This window comes from Nocardia sp. NPDC004415 (assembly GCF_053602435.1).
The window spans coordinates 1-18,532 of sequence record NZ_JBSGDP010000059.1; the positions used below are offsets into that span (position 1 = coordinate 1).

The 18,532-nt window shown below is 71.5% G+C and carries 15 protein-coding genes; 7 read left to right on the top strand and 8 right to left on the bottom strand.

The features are described from left to right. Nucleotides 1-261 precede the first annotated feature (261 nt). Nucleotides 262-3,498: an arabinosyltransferase domain-containing protein gene (locus ACWEMY_RS23395; protein ID WP_452391742.1), complete on the top strand. Its 3,237-nt coding sequence runs from the start codon at nucleotides 262-264 to the stop codon at nucleotides 3,496-3,498. A 16-nt stretch (nucleotides 3,499-3,514) separates the two neighbouring features. On the opposite strand, the gene ACWEMY_RS23400 is transcribed toward ACWEMY_RS23395, so the two are convergent. Beyond that, nucleotides 3,515-4,435: an ADP-ribosylglycohydrolase family protein gene (locus ACWEMY_RS23400; RefSeq protein ID WP_452391743.1), complete on the bottom strand. Its 921-nt coding sequence runs from the start codon at nucleotides 4,433-4,435 to the stop codon at nucleotides 3,515-3,517. 63 nt (nucleotides 4,436-4,498) lie between these two features. On the opposite strand from ACWEMY_RS23400, the gene ACWEMY_RS23405 reads away from it, so the two are divergent. Beyond that, on the top strand, nucleotides 4,499-5,899 hold the full coding sequence (locus ACWEMY_RS23405) for an SMI1/KNR4 family protein (protein ID WP_452391744.1): 1,401 nt from the start codon (nucleotides 4,499-4,501) through the stop codon (nucleotides 5,897-5,899). 69 nt (nucleotides 5,900-5,968) lie between these two features. On the opposite strand, the gene rarD is transcribed toward ACWEMY_RS23405, so the two are convergent. Further along, nucleotides 5,969-6,889: an EamA family transporter RarD gene (gene rarD / locus ACWEMY_RS23410; RefSeq protein WP_452391745.1), complete on the bottom strand. Its 921-nt coding sequence runs from the start codon at nucleotides 6,887-6,889 to the stop codon at nucleotides 5,969-5,971. A gap of 35 nt (nucleotides 6,890-6,924) precedes the next feature. Here rarD and ACWEMY_RS23415 point away from each other — a divergent pair, with 35 nt between their 5' ends. Together ACWEMY_RS23415 and ACWEMY_RS23420 are read left to right on the top strand one after the other, a co-directional pair. Beyond that, a complete protein-coding gene (locus ACWEMY_RS23415; RefSeq protein WP_452391746.1) occupies nucleotides 6,925-9,348 on the top strand; it encodes a cation-translocating P-type ATPase in 2,424 nt (807 codons plus the stop codon). 80 nt (nucleotides 9,349-9,428) lie between these two features. Then, nucleotides 9,429-10,247: a PhzF family phenazine biosynthesis protein gene (locus ACWEMY_RS23420; RefSeq protein WP_452391747.1), complete on the top strand. Its 819-nt coding sequence runs from the start codon at nucleotides 9,429-9,431 to the stop codon at nucleotides 10,245-10,247. Between the two features lie 117 nt (nucleotides 10,248-10,364). Here the strand turns inward: ACWEMY_RS23420 and ACWEMY_RS23425 are convergent, their stop codons facing one another. From ACWEMY_RS23425 to lspA, 3 genes are read right to left on the bottom strand one after another with little or no spacing between them, the layout of a single operon-like run. Next, on the bottom strand, nucleotides 10,365-11,105 hold the full coding sequence (locus tag ACWEMY_RS23425; protein ID WP_452391748.1) for a hypothetical protein: 741 nt from the start codon (nucleotides 11,103-11,105) through the stop codon (nucleotides 10,365-10,367). Beyond that, on the bottom strand, nucleotides 11,098-12,024 hold the full coding sequence (locus ACWEMY_RS23430; protein WP_375937835.1) for an RluA family pseudouridine synthase: 927 nt from the start codon (nucleotides 12,022-12,024) through the stop codon (nucleotides 11,098-11,100). Before ACWEMY_RS23430 ends, ACWEMY_RS23425 begins: the two co-directional genes overlap by 8 nt. Then, nucleotides 12,021-12,644 carry a signal peptidase II gene (gene lspA, locus ACWEMY_RS23435; RefSeq protein ID WP_375937838.1) on the bottom strand — a complete coding sequence of 208 codons (624 nt, stop codon included), beginning with the start codon at nucleotides 12,642-12,644 and terminating at the stop codon, nucleotides 12,021-12,023. The genes ACWEMY_RS23430 and lspA overlap by 4 nt, the downstream gene beginning before the upstream one ends. Before the next feature lie 87 nt (nucleotides 12,645-12,731). Between lspA and ACWEMY_RS23440 the strand changes: the two genes are divergently transcribed. Both ACWEMY_RS23440 and ACWEMY_RS23445 read left to right on the top strand, forming a co-directional pair. Further along, nucleotides 12,732-13,688, top strand: coding sequence for a hypothetical protein (locus ACWEMY_RS23440; protein WP_375937841.1), 957 nt, complete (start codon nucleotides 12,732-12,734; stop codon nucleotides 13,686-13,688). Beyond that, nucleotides 13,685-14,386 carry a hypothetical protein gene (locus tag ACWEMY_RS23445; protein ID WP_452391749.1) on the top strand — a complete coding sequence of 234 codons (702 nt, stop codon included), beginning with the start codon at nucleotides 13,685-13,687 and terminating at the stop codon, nucleotides 14,384-14,386. The genes ACWEMY_RS23440 and ACWEMY_RS23445 overlap by 4 nt, the downstream gene beginning before the upstream one ends. Nucleotides 14,387-14,393: 7 nt before the next feature. On the opposite strand, the gene ACWEMY_RS23450 is transcribed toward ACWEMY_RS23445, so the two are convergent. Continuing rightward, nucleotides 14,394-15,248 (bottom strand): TIGR03619 family F420-dependent LLM class oxidoreductase, encoded by an 855-nt coding sequence (locus ACWEMY_RS23450; RefSeq protein ID WP_452391750.1) that lies wholly within the window; start codon nucleotides 15,246-15,248, stop codon nucleotides 14,394-14,396. A 151-nt stretch (nucleotides 15,249-15,399) separates the two neighbouring features. Here ACWEMY_RS23450 and ACWEMY_RS23455 point away from each other — a divergent pair, with 151 nt between their 5' ends. Continuing rightward, the gene (locus ACWEMY_RS23455) at nucleotides 15,400-15,870 is read left to right on the top strand and encodes a VOC family protein (protein WP_375937850.1); all 471 of its coding nucleotides are present in this window, start codon (nucleotides 15,400-15,402) and stop codon (nucleotides 15,868-15,870) included. Nucleotides 15,871-15,873: 3 nt separating this feature from the next. Here ACWEMY_RS23455 and ACWEMY_RS23460 read toward each other — a convergent pair whose 3' ends face one another. Together ACWEMY_RS23460 and acs are read right to left on the bottom strand one after the other, a co-directional pair. Continuing rightward, entirely contained in the window at nucleotides 15,874-16,500 is a 627-nt protein-coding gene (locus ACWEMY_RS23460) for an LON peptidase substrate-binding domain-containing protein (protein WP_452391766.1), read from the bottom strand. Between the two features lie 41 nt (nucleotides 16,501-16,541). Next, nucleotides 16,542-18,485 carry an acetate--CoA ligase gene (gene acs / locus ACWEMY_RS23465; protein WP_452391751.1) on the bottom strand — a complete coding sequence of 648 codons (1,944 nt, stop codon included), beginning with the start codon at nucleotides 18,483-18,485 and terminating at the stop codon, nucleotides 16,542-16,544. Nucleotides 18,486-18,532 lie beyond the last annotated feature (47 nt).

Consider the following 18,532-nt stretch of genomic DNA (forward strand, 5'->3'; position numbering starts at 1 on the left):
TGGCATTCTTCTGGGGCGGGGGGGCGCGTGGTCTGGGGCGCCCGGGGGGCCCGGCGGCCCGCCCCGGGGGCTTCCCCCTTCCCCCCCCCCCCCGCGCCCCCCCCCCGGCGACCCGCCGCGAACCGCCGCTGCGCGGCGGCCCCTCCTCAGGGTCGGGGCGTGCGGGGTCGGTAGTGCGGTCGTGGCGGTTCGGCTGCGGCCGGAAGGCCGGTGTTCGGCCGGAGGGGGAGGGAGTTCGGGGCGCGGCTACTATCGGGCCCCGTGGTAGAGACGATCGTGCGGCAGGGGCATCCGCCCAAGGATGCTTCGGCGGCGGACGGCGGGGGAGTTCGCGGGGGATGGGCGCGGATCGTCGCGATCGTCGCGGGGCTGATCGCGGTGTTGGCGGCGGTGGCCATTCCGTTCCTGCCGGTACGGGTGGACGCGGCGACCGTGTCCTGGCCGCAGCAGGGGGCGGTCGCGGGGGTCGAGGCTCCGTTGGTGGCCTACGCGCCTGCCGCGCTGTCGGCGACCGTGCCGTGTAGTGCGCTGAGTTCGCTGGCCGCCGAGGGCGGTGTCGCCGTCTCCACGGTGCCGCGGCAGTCGGCCGATATGGAACGCTACGGGTTCGTCGTGAAGGTCGTCGCCGACACCGACGAGCGGCCGGGGCGGGTGGATGTGGTCTCGCGCTCGACGCTGCTGTGGACCGCACCGCTGGCCGAGACCATTGATCGTTCCTGCGCCGTGTCCGTCTCGCTCACGCCGGACGAGTCCGTGGTCACCACCACCGGTTTCGGCGCGTCCGGCGCGACGGTGCCGGGGGATCGGCGGCCGCAGGTCGTCGGCGTGTTCAGCGAGCTGACCGGTGCCGCCCCGGCCGACCTGGCGGTGCGCGTCGACGTCGACGCCCGCTACACCACCTCGCCCACCTGGCCCAAGCTGGCCGTCATCGCGCTGTGCCTGCTGGCCACGGCGCTGTCGCTCTACGCCCTGCACCGCCTCGACGCGCTCGACGGCCGCTCGGCGCGCCGCTTCCTGCCGCAGCGCTGGTGGCGCCTGCGCCCGGTCGACTGGCTGGTCTTCGCGACCCTCGTCGTCTGGCATTTCATCGGCGCCAACACCTCCGACGACGGCTACATCCTCGGCATGGCCAGGGGCGCGCGCAGTTCGGGCAACATGTCGAACTACTACCGCTGGTTCAGCGTCGACGAGGGACCCTTCTACACCCCCTACACCGACATCATCGGCTGGCTCACCCACATTTCCGCGGTGAGCCCGCTGGTGCGCCTGCCCGCACTCGGCGCGGGCATCCTCACCTGGTGGCTGATCAGCCGCGAGGTGCTGCCCCGCCTCGGAGTGGCGATGCGGCACCGGAAGGTGGTCACCTGGACCGCGGCCCTGGTGTTCCTGGCCTTCTGGCTGCCCTACAACAACGGCCTGCGCGCGGAATTCGTGGTCGCGCTGGGTGTGCTGGTCACGTGGGTGTCGGTCGAGCGGGCCATCGCGACCCGGCGGGTGCTGCCGTTCGCGGTCGCGGTGATCGTGGCGGCGTTCACCCTCACCGGCGCGCCCTCGGGCCTGATCTGCCTGGGCGCCCTGGTCGCCGGCGCCCGCGTGGTGACCGCGGTGATCGTGCGTCGTGCGCAGACCGTGGGCTACCTCGCCCAGCTGCTGCCGATCCTGGCGGCGGGCACCATGGTGCTCACCGTCGTGTTCGCGGACCGGACCCTGGCCGGGGTGCGCGAGATGTTCGCCGTGCACAGCGGCATCGGGCCGGGCGAGTCCTGGTTCTTCGAATTCCTGCGCTACCAGTACCTGTTGCAGCTCAATGCCGACGGCTGGCTGACCCGCCGCTTCGGCGTGTTCGTCATGCTGCTGGGTCTGCTGGTCTGCACCGTCACCCTGCTGCGTCGCGGCGGGCGCATCCCCGGCATCGCGGTGGGCCCGACCCGGCGCATGCTCGGCATCACCGTGGCCGCCATGGCGCTGATGATGTTCTCGCCCACCAAGTGGACCCACCAGTTCGGTGTGTTCGCGGGGCTGGCCACCTGTGTCGCCGCGGTGACCGCGGTCGCGGTGAGCTCGGAAGTGCTGCGGCCGCTGCGCAACCGGGCGCTGTTCGCCGCGGCGGTGTTCTTCGCCCTGGCCATGACCTTCGTCGGCGCCAACGGCTACTGGTATGTGTCCTCGTGGGGCATCCCGTGGTGGGACAAGCCGCCGACGGTCGCCGGATACGGGCTGTCGACCGCGTTCGTCGCGCTGACCGTGCTCGCCCTGGCCGTGGCCGCCTGGTACCACATCCACCCGAACCCCAAGCCGCGCGCGACCCGGCTCGCCGGACTGCCCGTGCTGGCCGTCGCCGCAGCCATGATGGTGCTGTTCGAACTGGCCTCCTTCGCGAAAGCGAGTGTCGCGCAGTATCCGGCGTATTCGCTGGCGAGCTCCAACTTCCGGGCCGCCTTCGCCGGTGGCTGCGGGATGGCCGACGAGGTGCTGGTCGAAACCGACCCGAACGCCTCGATGCTCTCGCCGCTGCGCGGTGACGTCACCACCGCGCTCACCGGCGAGTCGACCGGTTTCCGCGCCGACGGCGTCGCCCCGGTGCTCACCTCCGACGAGGTGGAATCGACCACCGGCCAGGCCAATTCGGTCTCCGACGACCCCGATACCCTGCGCGACGCGTCCACCTCGGCGGGTTCGGAATCGCGTCAGGGCTCGCTGCAGCTCCCGTTCGGTCTCGACCCGGCGAGCACCCCGGTGCTCGGCAGCTACCGGGCCGGCGACCAGGAACCCGCGTCGCTGACCACCGGCTGGTTCCGGCTGCCCGAGGGCCCGCGCGGGCCGCTGCTGGCGATCGCGGTGGCGGGCCGCATCCGCTCGGTCGACGCCGACGGCATCGTCCATCCCGGCCAGGACCTGGCCGTCGAATACGGCACCGCCGGACCCGGCGACGAGGTCACCGTGGCGGGCCGGGTCGACCCGATCGACATCGGCCCCGCGCCCATCTGGCGCAACCTGCGCGTCCCGCTCGACCAGCTCCCCGCCGACGCGAACGTGGTGCGCCTGGTCGCCGCCGACAAGGACCTCGGCGCCGACCAGTGGCTCGCGGTGACCCCGCCGCGCGTGCCGCGGACCACCACGCTCAACGCCCTCGTCGGCCGCGAGTCCCCGGTCCTGCTGGATTGGGCGGTGGGCCTGCACTTCCCGTGCCAGAACCACCTGCCCACCTACAACGGCATCGCCGAGCTGCCCGAATACCGCATCCTGCCCGACCGCAACGGCGCCACCATCACCAACCTGTGGCAGGGCCACGACGGCGGCGGCCCGCTCGGCTGGACCCAGCTGCTGTTCACCGCCCGCACCCTGCCGACCTACCTGAACAACGACTGGGACCGCGACTGGGGCTCCCTCGAGCGCTACCTGCCGCTCGACCCCACCGCCGGGCGTGCCGCCGTCGACGTCCGCTCCGACAACCGCTGGGGCACCTGGACTCCCGGCCCCACCATCACCGTCTGGTAGCGCCCGCGCGCCCGGGTCAGCGGGAGCTGGTGGCGATGCGCAGGGCGAGGTCGGGGAGGTCGGCGCCGGTGAGGCCGGGGTAGCCGTGCAGCATCGCGCGCCACTCGGCCGGGACCGCCGAGGCGCCCCAGCGGGCACCGAGCAGGCCGCCCGCGATGGCGGCGGTGGTGTCGGTGTCGTTGCCCGCGCGCACACACGCCCGGAGGGCCAGCGGCAGGTGCTCGGGGGTGGACTGGTCGGTGGTGGTGATGGCCCACCACGCGGTCTGCAAGGCGTGCACGACCCAGCCGTTGTTCGGGAAGTCGGCGGGGGTGCCGTGCTCGGCCTCGTCGAGGCGTTCGGTCCAGTACGCGGATTGTGGTGAGCGGGCCACGTATTCGCGCACCCCACCGAAATCGGCCGACAGCACCGCGTGCCGGATCGCGTAGGTCCACAGCTTGCACGCCTCGACCGCGTGCTCGTCGGCGTGGGTGAGCAGCCCCACCCGCCCGGCCGCCGCGATACAGCCCTCGGCGTCGTCGAGATAGGCCAGCGCGACCGGCGCGGTCCGCATGAGCGAGCCGTTGCCGCCGGTGCGCCCGGTCAGCGACAGCGCCACCGTCTGCATGGCCAGCGCCGAGGGCGACCGTGCCGAGAGCACCTGATGTGTCTGGTTCCCGATGTCCGGGGGCTTGGAATCGAACCACGCCACGAATCCGGCCGCCACCGCGTCGAGATCGAGACCGGGCCCGTGCACCGAGGCCAGGGCGACCGCCAGGGCCATGGAGGTGTCGTCGGTCCACTCCCCGGGCGCCCAGTCGAACGGCCCGCCCCCGATCATCCCGATCTCGGCGTCCGGCCCCGGCCGCGTGAACTCGTAGCCCGCCCCCAGCGCATCCCCGGCCGCGCCACCGACCAGCACCCCGGCCACCCGATCAGAGAACCCCGAACCCTGCACAGACCTGCTCCTCCCGGGCGACAACACGTCGATTGTCCGACCCGCAAGCCTACCGGTCGGCATGTGCGCGCCCGCGATTTCGCACCCACGCCCGACGACGCGTCGCCGCCCGGCGCGTCGTGGCGGGTCGGCGCGCCGCGACCCGCCACAGTGGGGGTATCCGATCAGCCGAAGGAGGACGTCACCGTGGCGCAGCGCAGCAGGCACATCATCGAACTGAGCCATCCGGAGCTCTACTTCGCGCCCGCCGCCTACCCCTACGCACCCGTCGTCGACACCGGCGGACCCGGCACCCTGCTGGCCGTGTACCGCGACCACCTCGGTAACGAGAACGGGTGCCTGTGGATCGGCTGGACCTACGGCGTCATCGAGCTCGACCTCGAGATCCGCGGCACCGCACCGGATCTCACCGACCTCGACGACTGGGAGACGGTCGAGACCGGCACGATCGACCTGCCGCCCGAGGCCACCCTCACCCGCACCACACTGTCCACCGTGCGCCCACCGGAGATCGACCACCTCCTCTCCCTGCCGACGGGCCCGCACGGCATCGCGGTCAGCGCCCGCGGTCGAGACCGCGCCCGCGCCGACGTCCACATCCGGCTCCAGCTCTGGCCCACGGCCGCCGACGAACCGGTCCACACCCTGAAACACGACGACACCTTCGACCTGCGCGTCTACTCCGGCGGCCGCACCGTCATCGGACGCCACCCCGACCCCACCCCGGCGCCGAGCACGGCACCCCGGCACCCACCGGCCGCGGGTACGGCACCGCAACACGAACCTGCCTCGGACACGGCTCCGGTGCACGACCGGGTCTCGGACGCGGCTCCGCAGCGCGAGCCGGTCTCGGAGACGCCCGCCGTCCCCGTCACCGGCCAGTGGGAACGGCTGTGGCGAGTCGTCATGAACCGCTGCGCCCGCGAGGTCTGGCCGAGCCTGGCCAGCACCGGCGCGGGCACGCTCGCCGTCGACCGCGCCGAAGCGGGCACCGGCGTGCGCTGGCCCGCGGAGCTGCGCGAATGGTTCACCCTGCACAACGGCGGCGGCCCCGCCGACCTGCTACCCGGCATGACCCTGCTGAGCCTGGAACAGATGCTCGAGCTGCACGACCTGCAGTGCGCGATCTGGTGCGAGCTCACCGCCGGGGAACCCGGCACGACCACCGCGGGCGAGACCGCCCCGGCGAGTTCGGAAGCGGGCCGGTTCGTCCCGGAGTTCGTGCCGATCGCCGAACGCGACGGCACCATGCTGGTCTGCGACACCCGCCCCGGACCGCTGCGCGGCTGCGTCACCGAGTTCGGCAAGGACACCGCCGACATGTCCCCACCCGGCTGGCGCTCGCTCGGCGCCCTGCTCGCCGACCTCGCCCACAGCATCGAACGCAGCACCCCGTTCGACGGCGACTTCCTGCCCACCCTCGCCGAACAGGGTCTGACCTGGGAATATTCACCGCTGGGTTGAGCGCCCGAAGGCGATCCGGCTGTGCACCCCAGCCCTTCGCAGGCGCCGTGTCGACGGGCGCAACGCGCGTCACCCCTTCGGCACGGCCGCGCCGATCTGCTCGGCGGTCGTCCGCCGACGCTCCCGCGAGCGCACCACGGCATCGGTGGTGAACACCGCCAGCCCGGCCCAGATGAGCGCGAACCCGATCCACCGCGAGGCCGGCATCGGTTCGTGCATCACCGCCACGCCCCACGCCATCTGCAGGGCGGGCGTGAGGTACTGCAGGATGCCCATGGTCGACAGCGGCACCCGCTGGGCCGCCACGGCGAACAGCAGCAGCGGGACCAGCGTCACCGGGCCGGTCGCCATCATCAGGGCCGAATGTCCCGCACCGGAAGCGAATTCGCTGCGCCCGGTCGCCACCAGCACGATCACGAAGGCCAGCGCGAACGGCGCCGCGACGATGCCCTCGGCGGCGATCCCGCGCAGCGCGTCGAGCCGGATCACCTTCTTCACCAGCCCGTAGACGGCGAACGAACACGCCAGCACCAGCGCGATCACCGGCGGCCTGCCGTAGTCGACGGTCAGCACCACCACCGCCAGCGCGCCCAGCCCCAGCGCCACCCACTGCGCCCTGGTCAGCCGCTCCCGGAACAGCACCACCCCGAACGCCACGGTGACCAGCGGATTGATGAAATACCCCAGCGCGCACTCCACCACGTGCCCGCTGATCACGCCGTACACATAGGTGCCCCAGTTGATCGAGATCGCCGCCGACGCGGCCGCGGCCAGCCGCCAGGTCCGCGCGTCGATCCGCGCCAGCTCGCGCAGCCGCCCGCTCAGCGCGAGCACCAGCAGCACCACCACCAGCGTCCAGATGATCCGCTGCGCCACCACTTCGGCCGCCGAGGCGAACGCGAGCAGTCCGAAGAACGCCGGGAACAGGCCCCAGATCAGGTAGGCGCCGGCACCGAAGACGACACCGGGCGGAGAGGCGCTGCGCTGCATTCGTCCTACGTTACGTCTGCCGTAGCCTGACGAGCATGTCCATTTCCGTGCAGGAGCCTGCCGCCACCGGGCTCACGGCAGCACAGGTCGAACAGCGCCGTCGTGACGGTCAGACCAATGATGTCCCGGCCAGAGCGAGCCGGTCGGTGCGCGAGATCGTCCGCGCCAATGTGTTCACCCGCATCAACGCCATCCTCGGGGTGCTGTTCGTGCTGGTGCTGTCCACCGGATCGATCATCGACGGCATGTTCGGCCTGCTCATCGTGGCCAACAGCGCGGTCGGCATCATCCAGGAGGTCAGGGCCAAGCGCACCCTCGACCAGCTGGCCATCGTCAGCCAGGCCAAGCCGACGGTGCGCCGCGACGGGGTGGCCCAACAGGTGAGTCCGGGCGAGGTGGTCCTCGACGACCTGATCGAGCTCGGCCCCGGCGACCAGATCGTCGTCGACGGCGAGATCGAGGAAGCCTCCGCGCTCGAGGTCGACGAATCGCTGCTCACCGGCGAGGCCGACCCGATCGACAAGGGCATCGGCGCGCCGGTCATGTCGGGCAGCTTCGTGGTGGCCGGTTCCGGCGCCTACCGCGCCACCAAGGTCGGCAAGGACGCCTACGCCGCGAAACTGGCCGAGGAGGCCAGCAAGTTCACCCTGGTGCACTCGGAACTGCGCTCGGGCATCGACAAGATCCTGAAATTCATCACCTACCTGCTCATTCCGGCCGGCGCGCTGAGCATCTACAACCAGCTGGTGTCCAGTGGGGAGTCGTGGCGCCCGGCCGTCACCGGCATGGTCGCGGCCCTGGTGCCGATGGTGCCCGAGGGCCTGGTGCTGATGACCTCCATCGCCTTCGCGGTCGGTGTGGTGCGGCTGGGCAAGCGCAACTGCCTGGTGCAGGAACTGCCCGCCATCGAGGGCCTGGCCCGCGTGGATGTGGTGTGCGCGGACAAGACCGGCACCCTCACCGAGAACGGCATGCGCCTGTCGCAGGTGGAACCGCTCGGTGACTTCGACGCCGACGAGGTGAAGCGGGCCCTGGCCGCCCTGGCGGGCGACGACCCCCGCCCCAACGCGAGCATCCAGGCCATCGGCGAAGCCCTGCCCGACACCCCGGGCTGGACGCAGACCGCCGTCGCGCCGTTCTCCTCGGCCAAGAAGTGGAGCGGCATCTCCTACGGCGACCACGGCGACTGGCTGCTCGGCGCCCCCGACGTGCTGCTCGACCCGGCCTCCGCCGACGCCGCCCACGCCGAGGAACTCGGTTCCTCGGGCCTGCGCGTGCTGCTGCTGGCGCGCAGCGACCGCCCGGTCGACGCCGCGGACGCCCCCGGCACCGTCTCGCCCGCCGCGCTGGTGGTGCTCGAGCAGAAGGTGCGCCCCGACGCCAAGAGCACCCTGGAGTACTTCGCGAGCCAGCACGTCTCGATCAAGGTCATCTCCGGCGACAACGCCGTCTCGGTGGGCGCGGTGGCCTCCTCGCTGGACCTGCCCGGCGGCGACCACGCCGTCGACGCGCGCAAGCTCCCCGAGGACCAGGCCGCCCTGGCCGACGTGCTCGACCACGAGACCACCTTCGGCCGCGTGCGCCCCGACCAGAAGCGCGCCATGGTCGGCGCCCTGCAATCGCGCGGGCACACCGTCGCCATGACCGGTGACGGCGTCAACGACGTACTGGCCCTCAAGGACGCCGACATCGGCGTCGCCATGGGCGCGGGCAGCCCGGCCACCCGCGCGGTGGCCCAGATCGTGCTGCTGGACAACAAGTTCGCCACCCTGCCGTACGTGGTGGGGGAGGGCCGCCGGGTGATCGGCAATATCGAGCGCGTCTCGAACCTGTTCCTCACCAAGACCGTGTACTCGGTGCTGCTGGCGTTCCTGGTGGGCCTGGCCGGGGTGGGCTCGCAGATCTTCGGTTACGACCCGATCGGCTATCCGTTCCTGCCGCGCCACGTCACCATCGCGGCGTGGTTCACCATCGGCATCCCCGCGTTCATCCTGTCGCTGGCGCCCAACAACGAGCGCGCCCGCTCCGGGTTCGTGGGCCGGGTGATGCGCCTGGCGGTGCCCTCGGGCATCGTCATCGGTGTGGCGACCTTCGTGGCCTACCTCATCGCCTACGCCGGTCCCGAGGCGTCGGAGACCCAGAAGGTGCAGGCGGGCACCACCGCGCTCATCACGCTGATCATGATCGCGGTGTGGGTGCTGGCCCTGGTGGCCCGGCCGTACGTGTGGTGGAAGGTCGTGCTGATCGCGGCCTCGGTGCTGGCCTACCTCGCGCTGTTCACCATCCCGTTCACCCGCGAGTTCTTCAAGCTCGACCCGTCGAACCCGCGGCTCACGCTGGCCGCGTTCGCCTGCGGCGCGGTGGGCATCGTGCTGGTGGAACTGGCGTGGTGGGTGCAGGCGCGGCTGTCCGGCAACCGCGGCAAGTTCGTCCCCGCGGTCGGCGCGCAGGGCGCCTGAGGCCCGGCTGACCTGGCCGGGTTCGCCTCGAGAACCCTTGCGCCGGACAGTCATTCGGTGTTGGAGTACCTTTGCGCACTATGGAGGTTCTGCTGCACCAGATCGACGCGTTCACCGACGCACCGTTCTCGGGCAACCCGGCCGCGGTCATGCCGCTGCCCACCTGGCTGCCGGACACGCTGCTGCAACACCTGGCCGAGGAGAACAACCTCGCCGAGACCGCGTTCTACACCTCCGAGTTACCCCCCGCCGCGGGCGGCCCGCCCGGTGACTGGCCCGCCTTCCACCTGCGCTGGTTCACCCCCGCCGTCGAGGTCGACATGTGCGGTCACGCCACCCTCGCCTCGGCCACCCAGATCATCGAGGACCTGCACCCCGAACACGACCGGGTCAGCTTCTACACCCGCTCCGGCTGGCTGCACGTCGACCGCACCGACGACGACGAATACGTGCTGAACCTGCCCGCCCTCGCCTCGATCCAGGTCGACCCCGATCCGGCGCTGGCGGCCGCGCTGGGCGTCACCCCCGTGCGCGCCTACACCGGCCAGGACGAGGTGATCGTGGTCGCCACCGAGGACGAAGTACGGTCCGCGACACCGGATCTCGGCGCCTTCCCGGCACTGGCGCGCGGCGCGATTCTCACCGCCCCCGGCGACACGGTCGACGTGGTCTCCCGCTTCTTCGCCCCCGGCCTCGGCGTCCCCGAGGACCCCGTCACCGGTTCCGCGCACGCCCAGCTCGTCCCGCTGTGGAGCCGCGAACTGGGCCGCACCACCCTCACCGCCCGCCAGCTCTCCCGCCGCGGCGGCACCCTGCGCGCCGAACTCGCCGAGGACCGGGTGCTGCTGCTCGGCCGCTGCCGCCGTTATCTCGACGGGGTCGTCACACTGCCGGATTGAACGGTAAGCGGGTCCGCGTCGGACCCGCACCGCGAGCATGCGGCGGCTCGACCGATTCCGGTGCCGCACAGTCCCGGAGATCCGTTGGTCCAGTACCGCGGGGTCGGGCCCGACCGCCTATTCCGTCGGCACCGGCCCGTCGTCGGGTATGGGCGTGACGGTGCCGGTGGTGCCAGGCAGGAGCGGGCTCACCGCGAACCGCCCGGCGAGCGCGTCGGCGGGCAGCGCCTGCACCGACCGGACCCCCGGTTGCGCCGCCAGCTCGCGCAATTCGGGTAGCGTGCCGCGCACGATCAAGCCCGCCGTGCACGCGCACCCCGCGCGCAGCCGGGCCTCGGTGACGCGGGCGACATCGGCGCTGCGCTGATCGTGGAACTGCTGCGCGGCGAGCAGTCCCGCGGCCGCCTCGGCGGACTTCACGGCGGGCTCGTCGCCGGCCGGGGTGGCGACGGTGATCACCGGGGTCTGCACCCGGTCGATCGGCACGTACTGGATCACCCCGGCCACCCGCAGGCCGTCGGCCGCGTCCGGGATCTGCTGGGGCGTCAGGTAGTCGGTGGGCGTGAGCAGCGCCCAGTGCAGATCGGTATCGGTGCCGTCGAGGGAGGCTCGCGCCTGGTTCAGGTACTCGTCGACCTGTTCGCCCGGTGCGGGACCGAGCCGGTCGGTGGCCACCCCCGAGGTCGCGCGCGGGGCGGTGAAGGCGAACACCAGCAGCACCACCGCCCCCACCACCGCGGCACCGAGGATCACGGCCTTGGCGATCCGGTGCCGGTCGCCGCTCCAGGCGGCGGAGGACCCGCGGTCGTCCGGCGCCGCATCCGGCGCCGGATCGGACGACCGCGGGTCGTCAGGCATTGCGTAGCACGTCCAGGGCGCCGGCCAGATCGGCGGGGTACTCGCTGGTGATCTCCAGCCAGCGGCCGTCGGCGGGATGATGGAATCCGAGCTGACGCGCGTGCAGCCACTGCCGTTCCAGGCCGAGGCGTTTGGCCAGCGTGGGATCGGCACCGTAGGTCAGGTCACCGGCACAGGGGTGGCGGACCGCGGAGAAGTGCACCCGGATCTGGTGGGTACGGCCGGTCTCGAGATGCACGTCGAGCAGGCTGGCCGCCTGGAAAGCCTCGATCGTGTCGTAGTGGGTGATGCTGGGCCTGCCGTCACCGGTGACGGTGAACTTCCAGTCGTTGCCGCGCGCCCGCCCGATCGGCGCGTCGATGGTGCCGCTGCTCGGATCCGGGTGTCCCTGCACGAGAGCATGGTATTGCTTGTCGACCGTGCGTTCCTTGAAGGCGCGCTTGAGCATCGTGTAGGCGTGTTCGGATTGGGCGACCACCATCACCCCGGAGGTGCCCACGTCCAGGCGGTGCACGATGCCCTGGCGTTCGTGCGCGCCGGAGGTGGAGATGCGGTAGCCCATCGCCGCCAGCCCGCCGACCACGGTCGGCCCGGTCCAGCCGACACCGGGATGCGCGGCCACGCCGATCGGCTTGTCCACCGCGACGATGTCGTCGTCGGCGTAGAGGATGTTCAGCCCGTCCACCGGGGTGGCCTCGACGGTCACCTCCCGCTTGGGTTCGGGGAAGATCACCTCCAGCCAGGCGCCCGCGGTGAGCCGGTCGGACTTGCCCGCGGCGACGCCGTCGAGCTGCACCGAGCCCTCCTCCGCCAGCGCCGCCACCGCGGTGCGCGAGAGCCCGAGCAGCCGCGACAGTCCCGCGTCCACCCGCATCCCGTCCAGCCCGTCGGGCACAGGCATGGTCCTGGTCTCTCTCATGCGGTCTCCTCGCCGTCGGTGTGCTTGCGGCCACTACGGGTGCCGTCCGGTTCGAACCCGAACACGGTGAGCGCGACCAGCAGGATCGCGCCGCACACGATGGCCGAGTCGGCCACATTGAACACCGGCCACCAGCCCACGGCGACGAAGTCGACCACATGGCCCTGCAGCGGGCCGGGGTAGCGGAAGAGCCGGTCGACCAGGTTGCCCAGCGCGCCGCCGAGCACCATGCCCAGGCCGATCGCCCACCACAGCGAGCGCAGCGTCGACCCGATGCGGATCACGCCGATCACCACCGCGGCCGCGATCAGGGTGAGCAGCCAGGTCATGCCGGTCGCCATCGAGAACGCCGCGCCCGGGTTGCGGACCAGGGTGAGGCGGGCGAAATCGCCGATGATCGGCACCGATTCGCCGGGGTCGATGAAGGCCACGGCCAGGCACTTGGTCAGCAGGTCGAGGCCGAACAGCACGACGGCGATGGCCAGCAGCGTCGTCAACCGGCGGCGACCTGCGGGTTTGGTGGTCTCGGCGGCGTCGGGGGCGGGGTCGTCCGCCGGAGCCGCTGCGTCCGCGCCCGTCTCGGGGTCGGCAGCGTTGTCGGTGGGCCGGTCTTCACTCACGGGTCCATCATTCCCTAGCCGGGATTCGGGCCCGCGTCTCGGTGGGTGACCGGTCCCAGGTGTTACTCAGGAACCGGTCGTACGCTGATGGCTGTGACGGTGTTGTCTGGTCCTCGCTCACCCCGCATCGCGCGGCCCGGGGTGTTGCTCGTGGCGCTCGTACTCGGGTTCGCGACCTTCGGTGCCGGGTGTGCCGACCGGTCCTCCGCGCCCGCCGAGGCCGAGGGCACCGAGCCGCTGGGGATGCTCGGCAAGGAAGTGACGGTGCCGATCTCGGCGCCGGTCACCTCGCTGGTCTCGCCGGGTGAGGAACCGCGGGCCCAGCTGCGGCCGAGCTACGCGCGCGGCACCACCCAGCAGGTGACGCTGTGCACCGACTATCAGATCCAGCAGCAGGTCAACGATCAGCCGACGCGCGATTTCTCGCCCGCCGCGCTGACCATCCCGATGACCGCGGTGGCCGGACCCGACGGCGTCGACCTGACCGTCGGCACGGTCACCACCCCCGACCCGGCACTGAACAAGGCGTTCACCGCGGCCGACGGTTCGCACGCCGGGCTGGCGATGAGCGATCTGGGCGCCATCACCGAACTGCGCATGGCCCCCTCCCCGGAGACCCCCAACTCCGCGCGTGCCGCCCTGGAACAGGCCTTCTACCAGGCGGTCTACCGCTCGATCGCGTTCCCGGACGAGCCGGTGGGCGTGGGCGCGGTGTGGACCGTGCACCAGGAGATCACCGGCGGGGTGACCCTCGACCAGATCACCACCGCCACCCTGGTGGCCCGCGAGGGCGACCGGCTCACCATCGACCTGCAGGTGAGCCAGACCCCCACCGACACGGTCTGGATGCTGCCCAACGACGCGGGCGCCCTCGACATCGCCGGTTACGTGATGGAGGGCACGGGCACCATCACGGTGGATCTGGGCCTGCCGCTGCCGGTGTCGGGCGCGATCGAGGTCGGCGGTCAGCAGACCTACCGCGACGAGCGCAGTGTCAGCACGCTGGTGCAGACGCAGTCCACGCGCGTCTCCTGGACCGAATGATGCGGTCGGCTCTGCTGCGCGCGAGCGCGGCCGCGTCGGCGTGCGCCGCGCTGACCGGCGTGGCCGCCTGCGGCGCCGACGACGAACCCGCCGAGTTCCCGGCGGCCGTGTCGGCCGCGCCCGGCTCGGGCACCCCGATCACGGACCCGGCGCGGTTGTCGGCCGCGCTGCTCGCGGCGACCGATCTGCCCGGCTCCTTCGCCGTGGTCTCGCCGCGCGACAACCGCGACGAGGCCGCCGTGCCCCCGGGCGCCCTCACCGACCCGGCCGACTGCGCCCGCCTGCTCACCCCGATCGCCACCCAGTGGCCCGGTTCCTCGGCCGACGCCTCGGTGCAGTTCGCGGGCCCGAGCTTCGCGACCATCGACGTCGACGCCGCGAGCTACCCCGACACCGCCCTCACCCCGGCCTTCGAGGCCCTGCAGGCACAATTCCGCCGCTGCGCCACCTACACCGGTGACGACGCGGGCGTGCGGATCGACTACCGCACCGCCCCGCTCACCCAGCCGCCCGCGGGCGACGCGAGTTCGGCCTTCACCCTGACCGCCACCAGCGACGGCCTCACCCTCACCTCGGCGACCTCGCTGGTGCAGGTGGGCAACACCCTGGTTCAGCTCGTGGTCACCGCCCCGGAAGAGGTCGACCCGGGTGTCCTGGCCGACCTCACCGCCGCTCAGGTGCGCAAACTCCGCGCCTGAGAGCGACTCAGCGCGCGGCGGCCGGAACCAGCTTGCTGCCGAGATGTCCGATGTAGCCGCGCACCTCGTCGGCGGCCTTGTCGGGCAACCCGAACACCGTCTCGGTGACTCCGGCCGCCGCCCACTGCTCGAGCTGTTCGGCATTGTGGCGCCCGGCCAGCGCGATCACCCGCGGGGTGCCCTCGCGGCCCGCCTCGGCCCAGACACGGTGCAGCAGGGCGATCTTCTCGCCCAGCTCACCCTCGGTCGGGGTGGTGATCCAACCGTCGGCGTGCTGGGCCAGCCAGCCGAAGCTCTTCTCGGTGCCGCCCGCGCCCAGCAGCACCGGCACCCCGGCGCGCACCGGCTTGGGCCACGACCAGCTCGGCCCGAACCGCACGAACTCCCCGTCGTATTCGGCCTCCTCCTGCGACCACAGCGCGCGCATGGCGGCCAGGTTCTCGGCGAGTACCGTGCGCCGCTTCTTCGGCGGCACGCCATGGTGGGTGAGTTCGTCGGTGTTCCAGCCGAATCCGACCCCCAGCTCCACCCGGCCGCCGGAGAGGTGGTCGAGGGAGGCGATGGTCTTGGCCAGGGTGATCGGGTGGTGCTCGGCGGGCAGCGCGACCGCCGTCGACAGCGTGATCCGCTCGGTCACCGCGGCCGCGGTCGCCAGTGCCACCCAGGGGTCGAGGGTGCGCAGGTAGCGGTCGTCGGGGAGCGAGGAATCGCCGGTCTGGGGATGCGCGGCCGCGCGCACCACGGGGATGTGGGTGTGCTCGGGCACATAGAACGAATCGAAACCGGCGTTCTCCGCGGCCAGCGCGGCGTCGGCGGGCGTGATGCCCCGGTCACTGGTGAACAACACGAGCCCGTAGCGCATGTCCCGCCCTCCGTCAGACAATGAAACTGAAACAAGTTCTACCAGTGTTCGCGGCCCGCCGGAAGACCTCGGGCCGCGAGGGCTTTCCCCGGCGATGGCGGGGGAATAGGCTCGAACGGTCCGAGCATCACCCTCGACCCGGAGGTACCCGATGTCTGACGTCGACCCCATTCCCGCTGGCTATCCGCGAATCTGTCCCGGTCTCTCGTGCGCGGGCGCCGCGGCCGCGATCGATTTCTACACCGCGATATTCGGCGCCACCGAGCGCATGCGCATGCCCGGTCCCGGCGGCACCGTCGCGCACTGCGAACTGCTCGTCGGCGACTCGGTGCTCATGGTCGGCGACCCGGCACCCGACATCGGCTTCCCCGATCCGAAACAGGTCGGCGGTTCACCGGTGAACCTGATGGTCTACGTCCCCGATGCCGACGCCGCCTTCGCCGCGGCCCTCCAGGCGGGCGCCACCGAGATCAATCCCATGACCGACCAGTTCTACGGCGACCGCAGCGGTGCCTTCGAGGACCCGTGGGGTCATCGCTGGACGGTGGCCACCCACATCGAGGACGTCTCGCCGGAGGAGATGGACCGGCGCATGGCGCAGATGATGGACGCCGCGGGCTGAGCCTCAGAGCAGCCGGAACTCCATGACGGCGATGGCGTCGTCCATCGCGGTGATCAGGGTGTCCAGCCGGGCCCGCGGGTCCGGTGCGGCCAGGGCCGCCTGCCGGTCGGTCTGGCCGATCGGCAGGCGCGCGGCCAGTTCGAAGGACCGCGCGCTCGGGTCGGCGGACAGACCGTCGAGCGAGGCCGAGGGCGGTGGCCTTCGGATGCCGGACTTGCGGGCCAGGCGGGCGGTGAGCTCGTGCAGCCGGTCGGCGCGTTCGCGCACCCCCGCGAGCAGGTCGGCGTCGTCGGTGGCGGCACCGTCGGGCCACCGTTCGACCTCCGCGCGGGGGTAGGGCGCGTCGGTCAGCCAGTCGGTGACCCGGATACGGTCGGCACCCTGGCAGCGCAGCCGGAACCGCGAACCCGGGAGCTGCACCACGTCGGTGATCTGGGCCAGCACGCCGACATCGGTGCGCACGTCACCGCCGCCGACCTCGTGCCCACGGGCGATGAGGACCACCCCGAATTCCGGTTCCCGGCGTCCATCGAGGCAGTCCTCGATGAGCGCCACATAGCGCGGCTCGAAGATCTGCAGGGACAACGGCTCGCCGGGCAGCAGGACCGCGCCGAGCGGGAACATTGGCATTTCCACCGTCACAGCATGCCCGGTGTCGGCGGCCGGGTCGGTCATGCCTTGGCGATCGCCTCGAAAACGGTCGGGTCGACCAGGGTCGAGGTGTCGCCGAGTTCGCGTCCCTCGGCCACATCGCGCAGCAGGCGGCGCATGATCTTGCCGCTGCGCGTCTTGGGTAGTTCCGGCACCAGATGGATCTCGCGGGGTCGCGCGATCGGGCTGATCTCCAGCGAGACGGCGGCTTTGAGCTCGGCCACCAGATCGTCGCCGGGGATGCCCGTGCCGGTGAGGATGACGAAGGCGACGATGCCCTGCCCGGTGGTGGCATCGGCGGCACCGACCACAGCGGCCTCGGCGACGGCCGGATGGCCCACGAGCGCCGATTCGACCTCGGCGGTGGAGATGCGGTGCCCGGAGACGTTCATGACGTCGTCGACGCGGCCGAGCACCCACAGGTCACCGTCGGCGTCGAGTTTGGCGCCGTCACCGGCGAAGTACCAGCCCGCGGAAGCGAAGCGCTGCCAATAGGTTTCGCGGTAGCGGTCCATGTCGTTCCAGATGCCGCGCAGCATCGACGGCCACGGTTCGGTCAGCACGAGCAGTCCGGATTCGTCGTTGCCCAGGGGTGTGCCGTCGTCGTCGACGACCTTCGCCGAGATCCCGGGCAGGGGGCGCATGGCCGCGCCGGGCTTGGTCGCGGTGACACCGGGCAGCGGCGAGATCATGATGGCGCCGGTCTCGGTCTGCCACCAGGTGTCGACCACGGGGGTCTTGTCGGCCCCGATGACGCTGCGGTACCAGCGCCAGGCTTCCGGATTGATCGGTTCGCCGACTGATCCCAGGACCCGCAGCGACGTGAGGTCGTGGGCGTCGGGGATCTCGCGTCCCCACTTCATGAAGGTGCGGATCAGCGTGGGCGCGGTGTAGTAGATGGTGACGCCGTATTTTTCGATGATCTCGAAGTGGCGGTGTTCGTTGGGGGAGTTGGGGGTGCCTTCGTAGACGACTTGGGTGGTGCGGTTGGCCAGTGGTCCGTAGACGATGTAGCTGTGTCCGGTGACCCAGCCGATGTCGGCGGTGCACCAGTAGACGTCGGTGCCTGGTGTGTGGTCGAAGACGTTGTGGTGGGTGTAGGCGGTTTGGGTGAGGTAGCCGCCGGTGGTGTGGAGGATGCCTTTGGGTTTTCCGGTGGTGCCGGAGGTGTAGAGGATGAACAGGGGGTGTTCGGCGGGGAATGCTTGTGCTTGGTGGGAAGGCGAAGCGACGGAGACGGTTTCGTCCCACCAGAGGTCACGGACCTCGGTCCACGGCACCTCCAGACCCGTGCGGCGCACCACGAGCACGTGCTCGACACTCGTCGGATCGGTGCCGAGGGCTTCGTCCACGGCATCCTTGAGCGGGGCGGGCCTGCCGCGCCGCCACTGTCCGTCGGTGGTGATGATCAGCCGCGCCTGCGCATCGTCGACCCGCTGACGCAGCGCGCTGGGGGAGAATCCGGCGAACACCACCGAGTGGGTGAGCCCGAGCCGTGCGCAGGCCAGCATCGACACGATGGCCTCGGGCACCATCGGCATGTAGATGGCGACCCGATCACCCGCGACCAGCCCGAGCGCCGCGAAAGTATTGGCCGCGCGGCACACTTCGTCGAGCAGCTCGCGATAGGTGATCGCCCGCGAATCGCCCGGTTCGCCTTCCCAATGGATCGCGACCTGGTCGCCGTGCCCGTCGATGACGTGGCGGTCAACGCAGTTGTAGGCGACATTGAGCTCGCCGTCGGCGAACCAGCGGGCGACGGGGGCGTCGCTCCAGTCGAGCACCTGGGTGAAGGGCTTGTGCCAGTGCAGCCGATCGGCCTGCTCGGCCCAGAAGCCGTCACGGTCGGTCCCGGCCCGCTCGTACAGTGCGGCATCGGCATTGGCCCGCGCGGTGAAGTCCGCGGTGGGCGGGTAGCTGGTCGCGTGGTCGGGCCGGGTCGGATCGGTTACTGCGCCGGACACGAGAAACTCCTTCGGAAGAGAACGACAGAACAGAGCCCGTGCCGGTG

Coding starts and splice junctions, on each gene's coding strand:
- rarD (WP_452391745.1), bottom strand. CDS start 6,889: ATGCAGCGCAGCGCCTCTCCGCCCGGTGTCGTCTTCGGTGCCGGCGCC.
- ACWEMY_RS23415 (WP_452391746.1), top strand. CDS start 6,925: ATGTCCATTTCCGTGCAGGAGCCTGCCGCCACCGGGCTCACGGCAGCA.
- ACWEMY_RS23420 (WP_452391747.1), top strand. CDS start 9,429: ATGGAGGTTCTGCTGCACCAGATCGACGCGTTCACCGACGCACCGTTC.
- ACWEMY_RS23425 (WP_452391748.1), bottom strand. CDS start 11,105: ATGCCTGACGACCCGCGGTCGTCCGATCCGGCGCCGGATGCGGCGCCG.
- ACWEMY_RS23430 (WP_375937835.1), bottom strand. CDS start 12,024: ATGAGAGAGACCAGGACCATGCCTGTGCCCGACGGGCTGGACGGGATG.
- ACWEMY_RS23440 (WP_375937841.1), top strand. CDS start 12,732: ATGGCTGTGACGGTGTTGTCTGGTCCTCGCTCACCCCGCATCGCGCGG.
- ACWEMY_RS23445 (WP_452391749.1), top strand. CDS start 13,685: ATGATGCGGTCGGCTCTGCTGCGCGCGAGCGCGGCCGCGTCGGCGTGC.
- ACWEMY_RS23450 (WP_452391750.1), bottom strand. CDS start 15,248: ATGCGCTACGGGCTCGTGTTGTTCACCAGTGACCGGGGCATCACGCCC.
- ACWEMY_RS23455 (WP_375937850.1), top strand. CDS start 15,400: ATGTCTGACGTCGACCCCATTCCCGCTGGCTATCCGCGAATCTGTCCC.
- ACWEMY_RS23460 (WP_452391766.1), bottom strand. CDS start 16,500: ATGCCAATGTTCCCGCTCGGCGCGGTCCTGCTGCCCGGCGAGCCGTTG.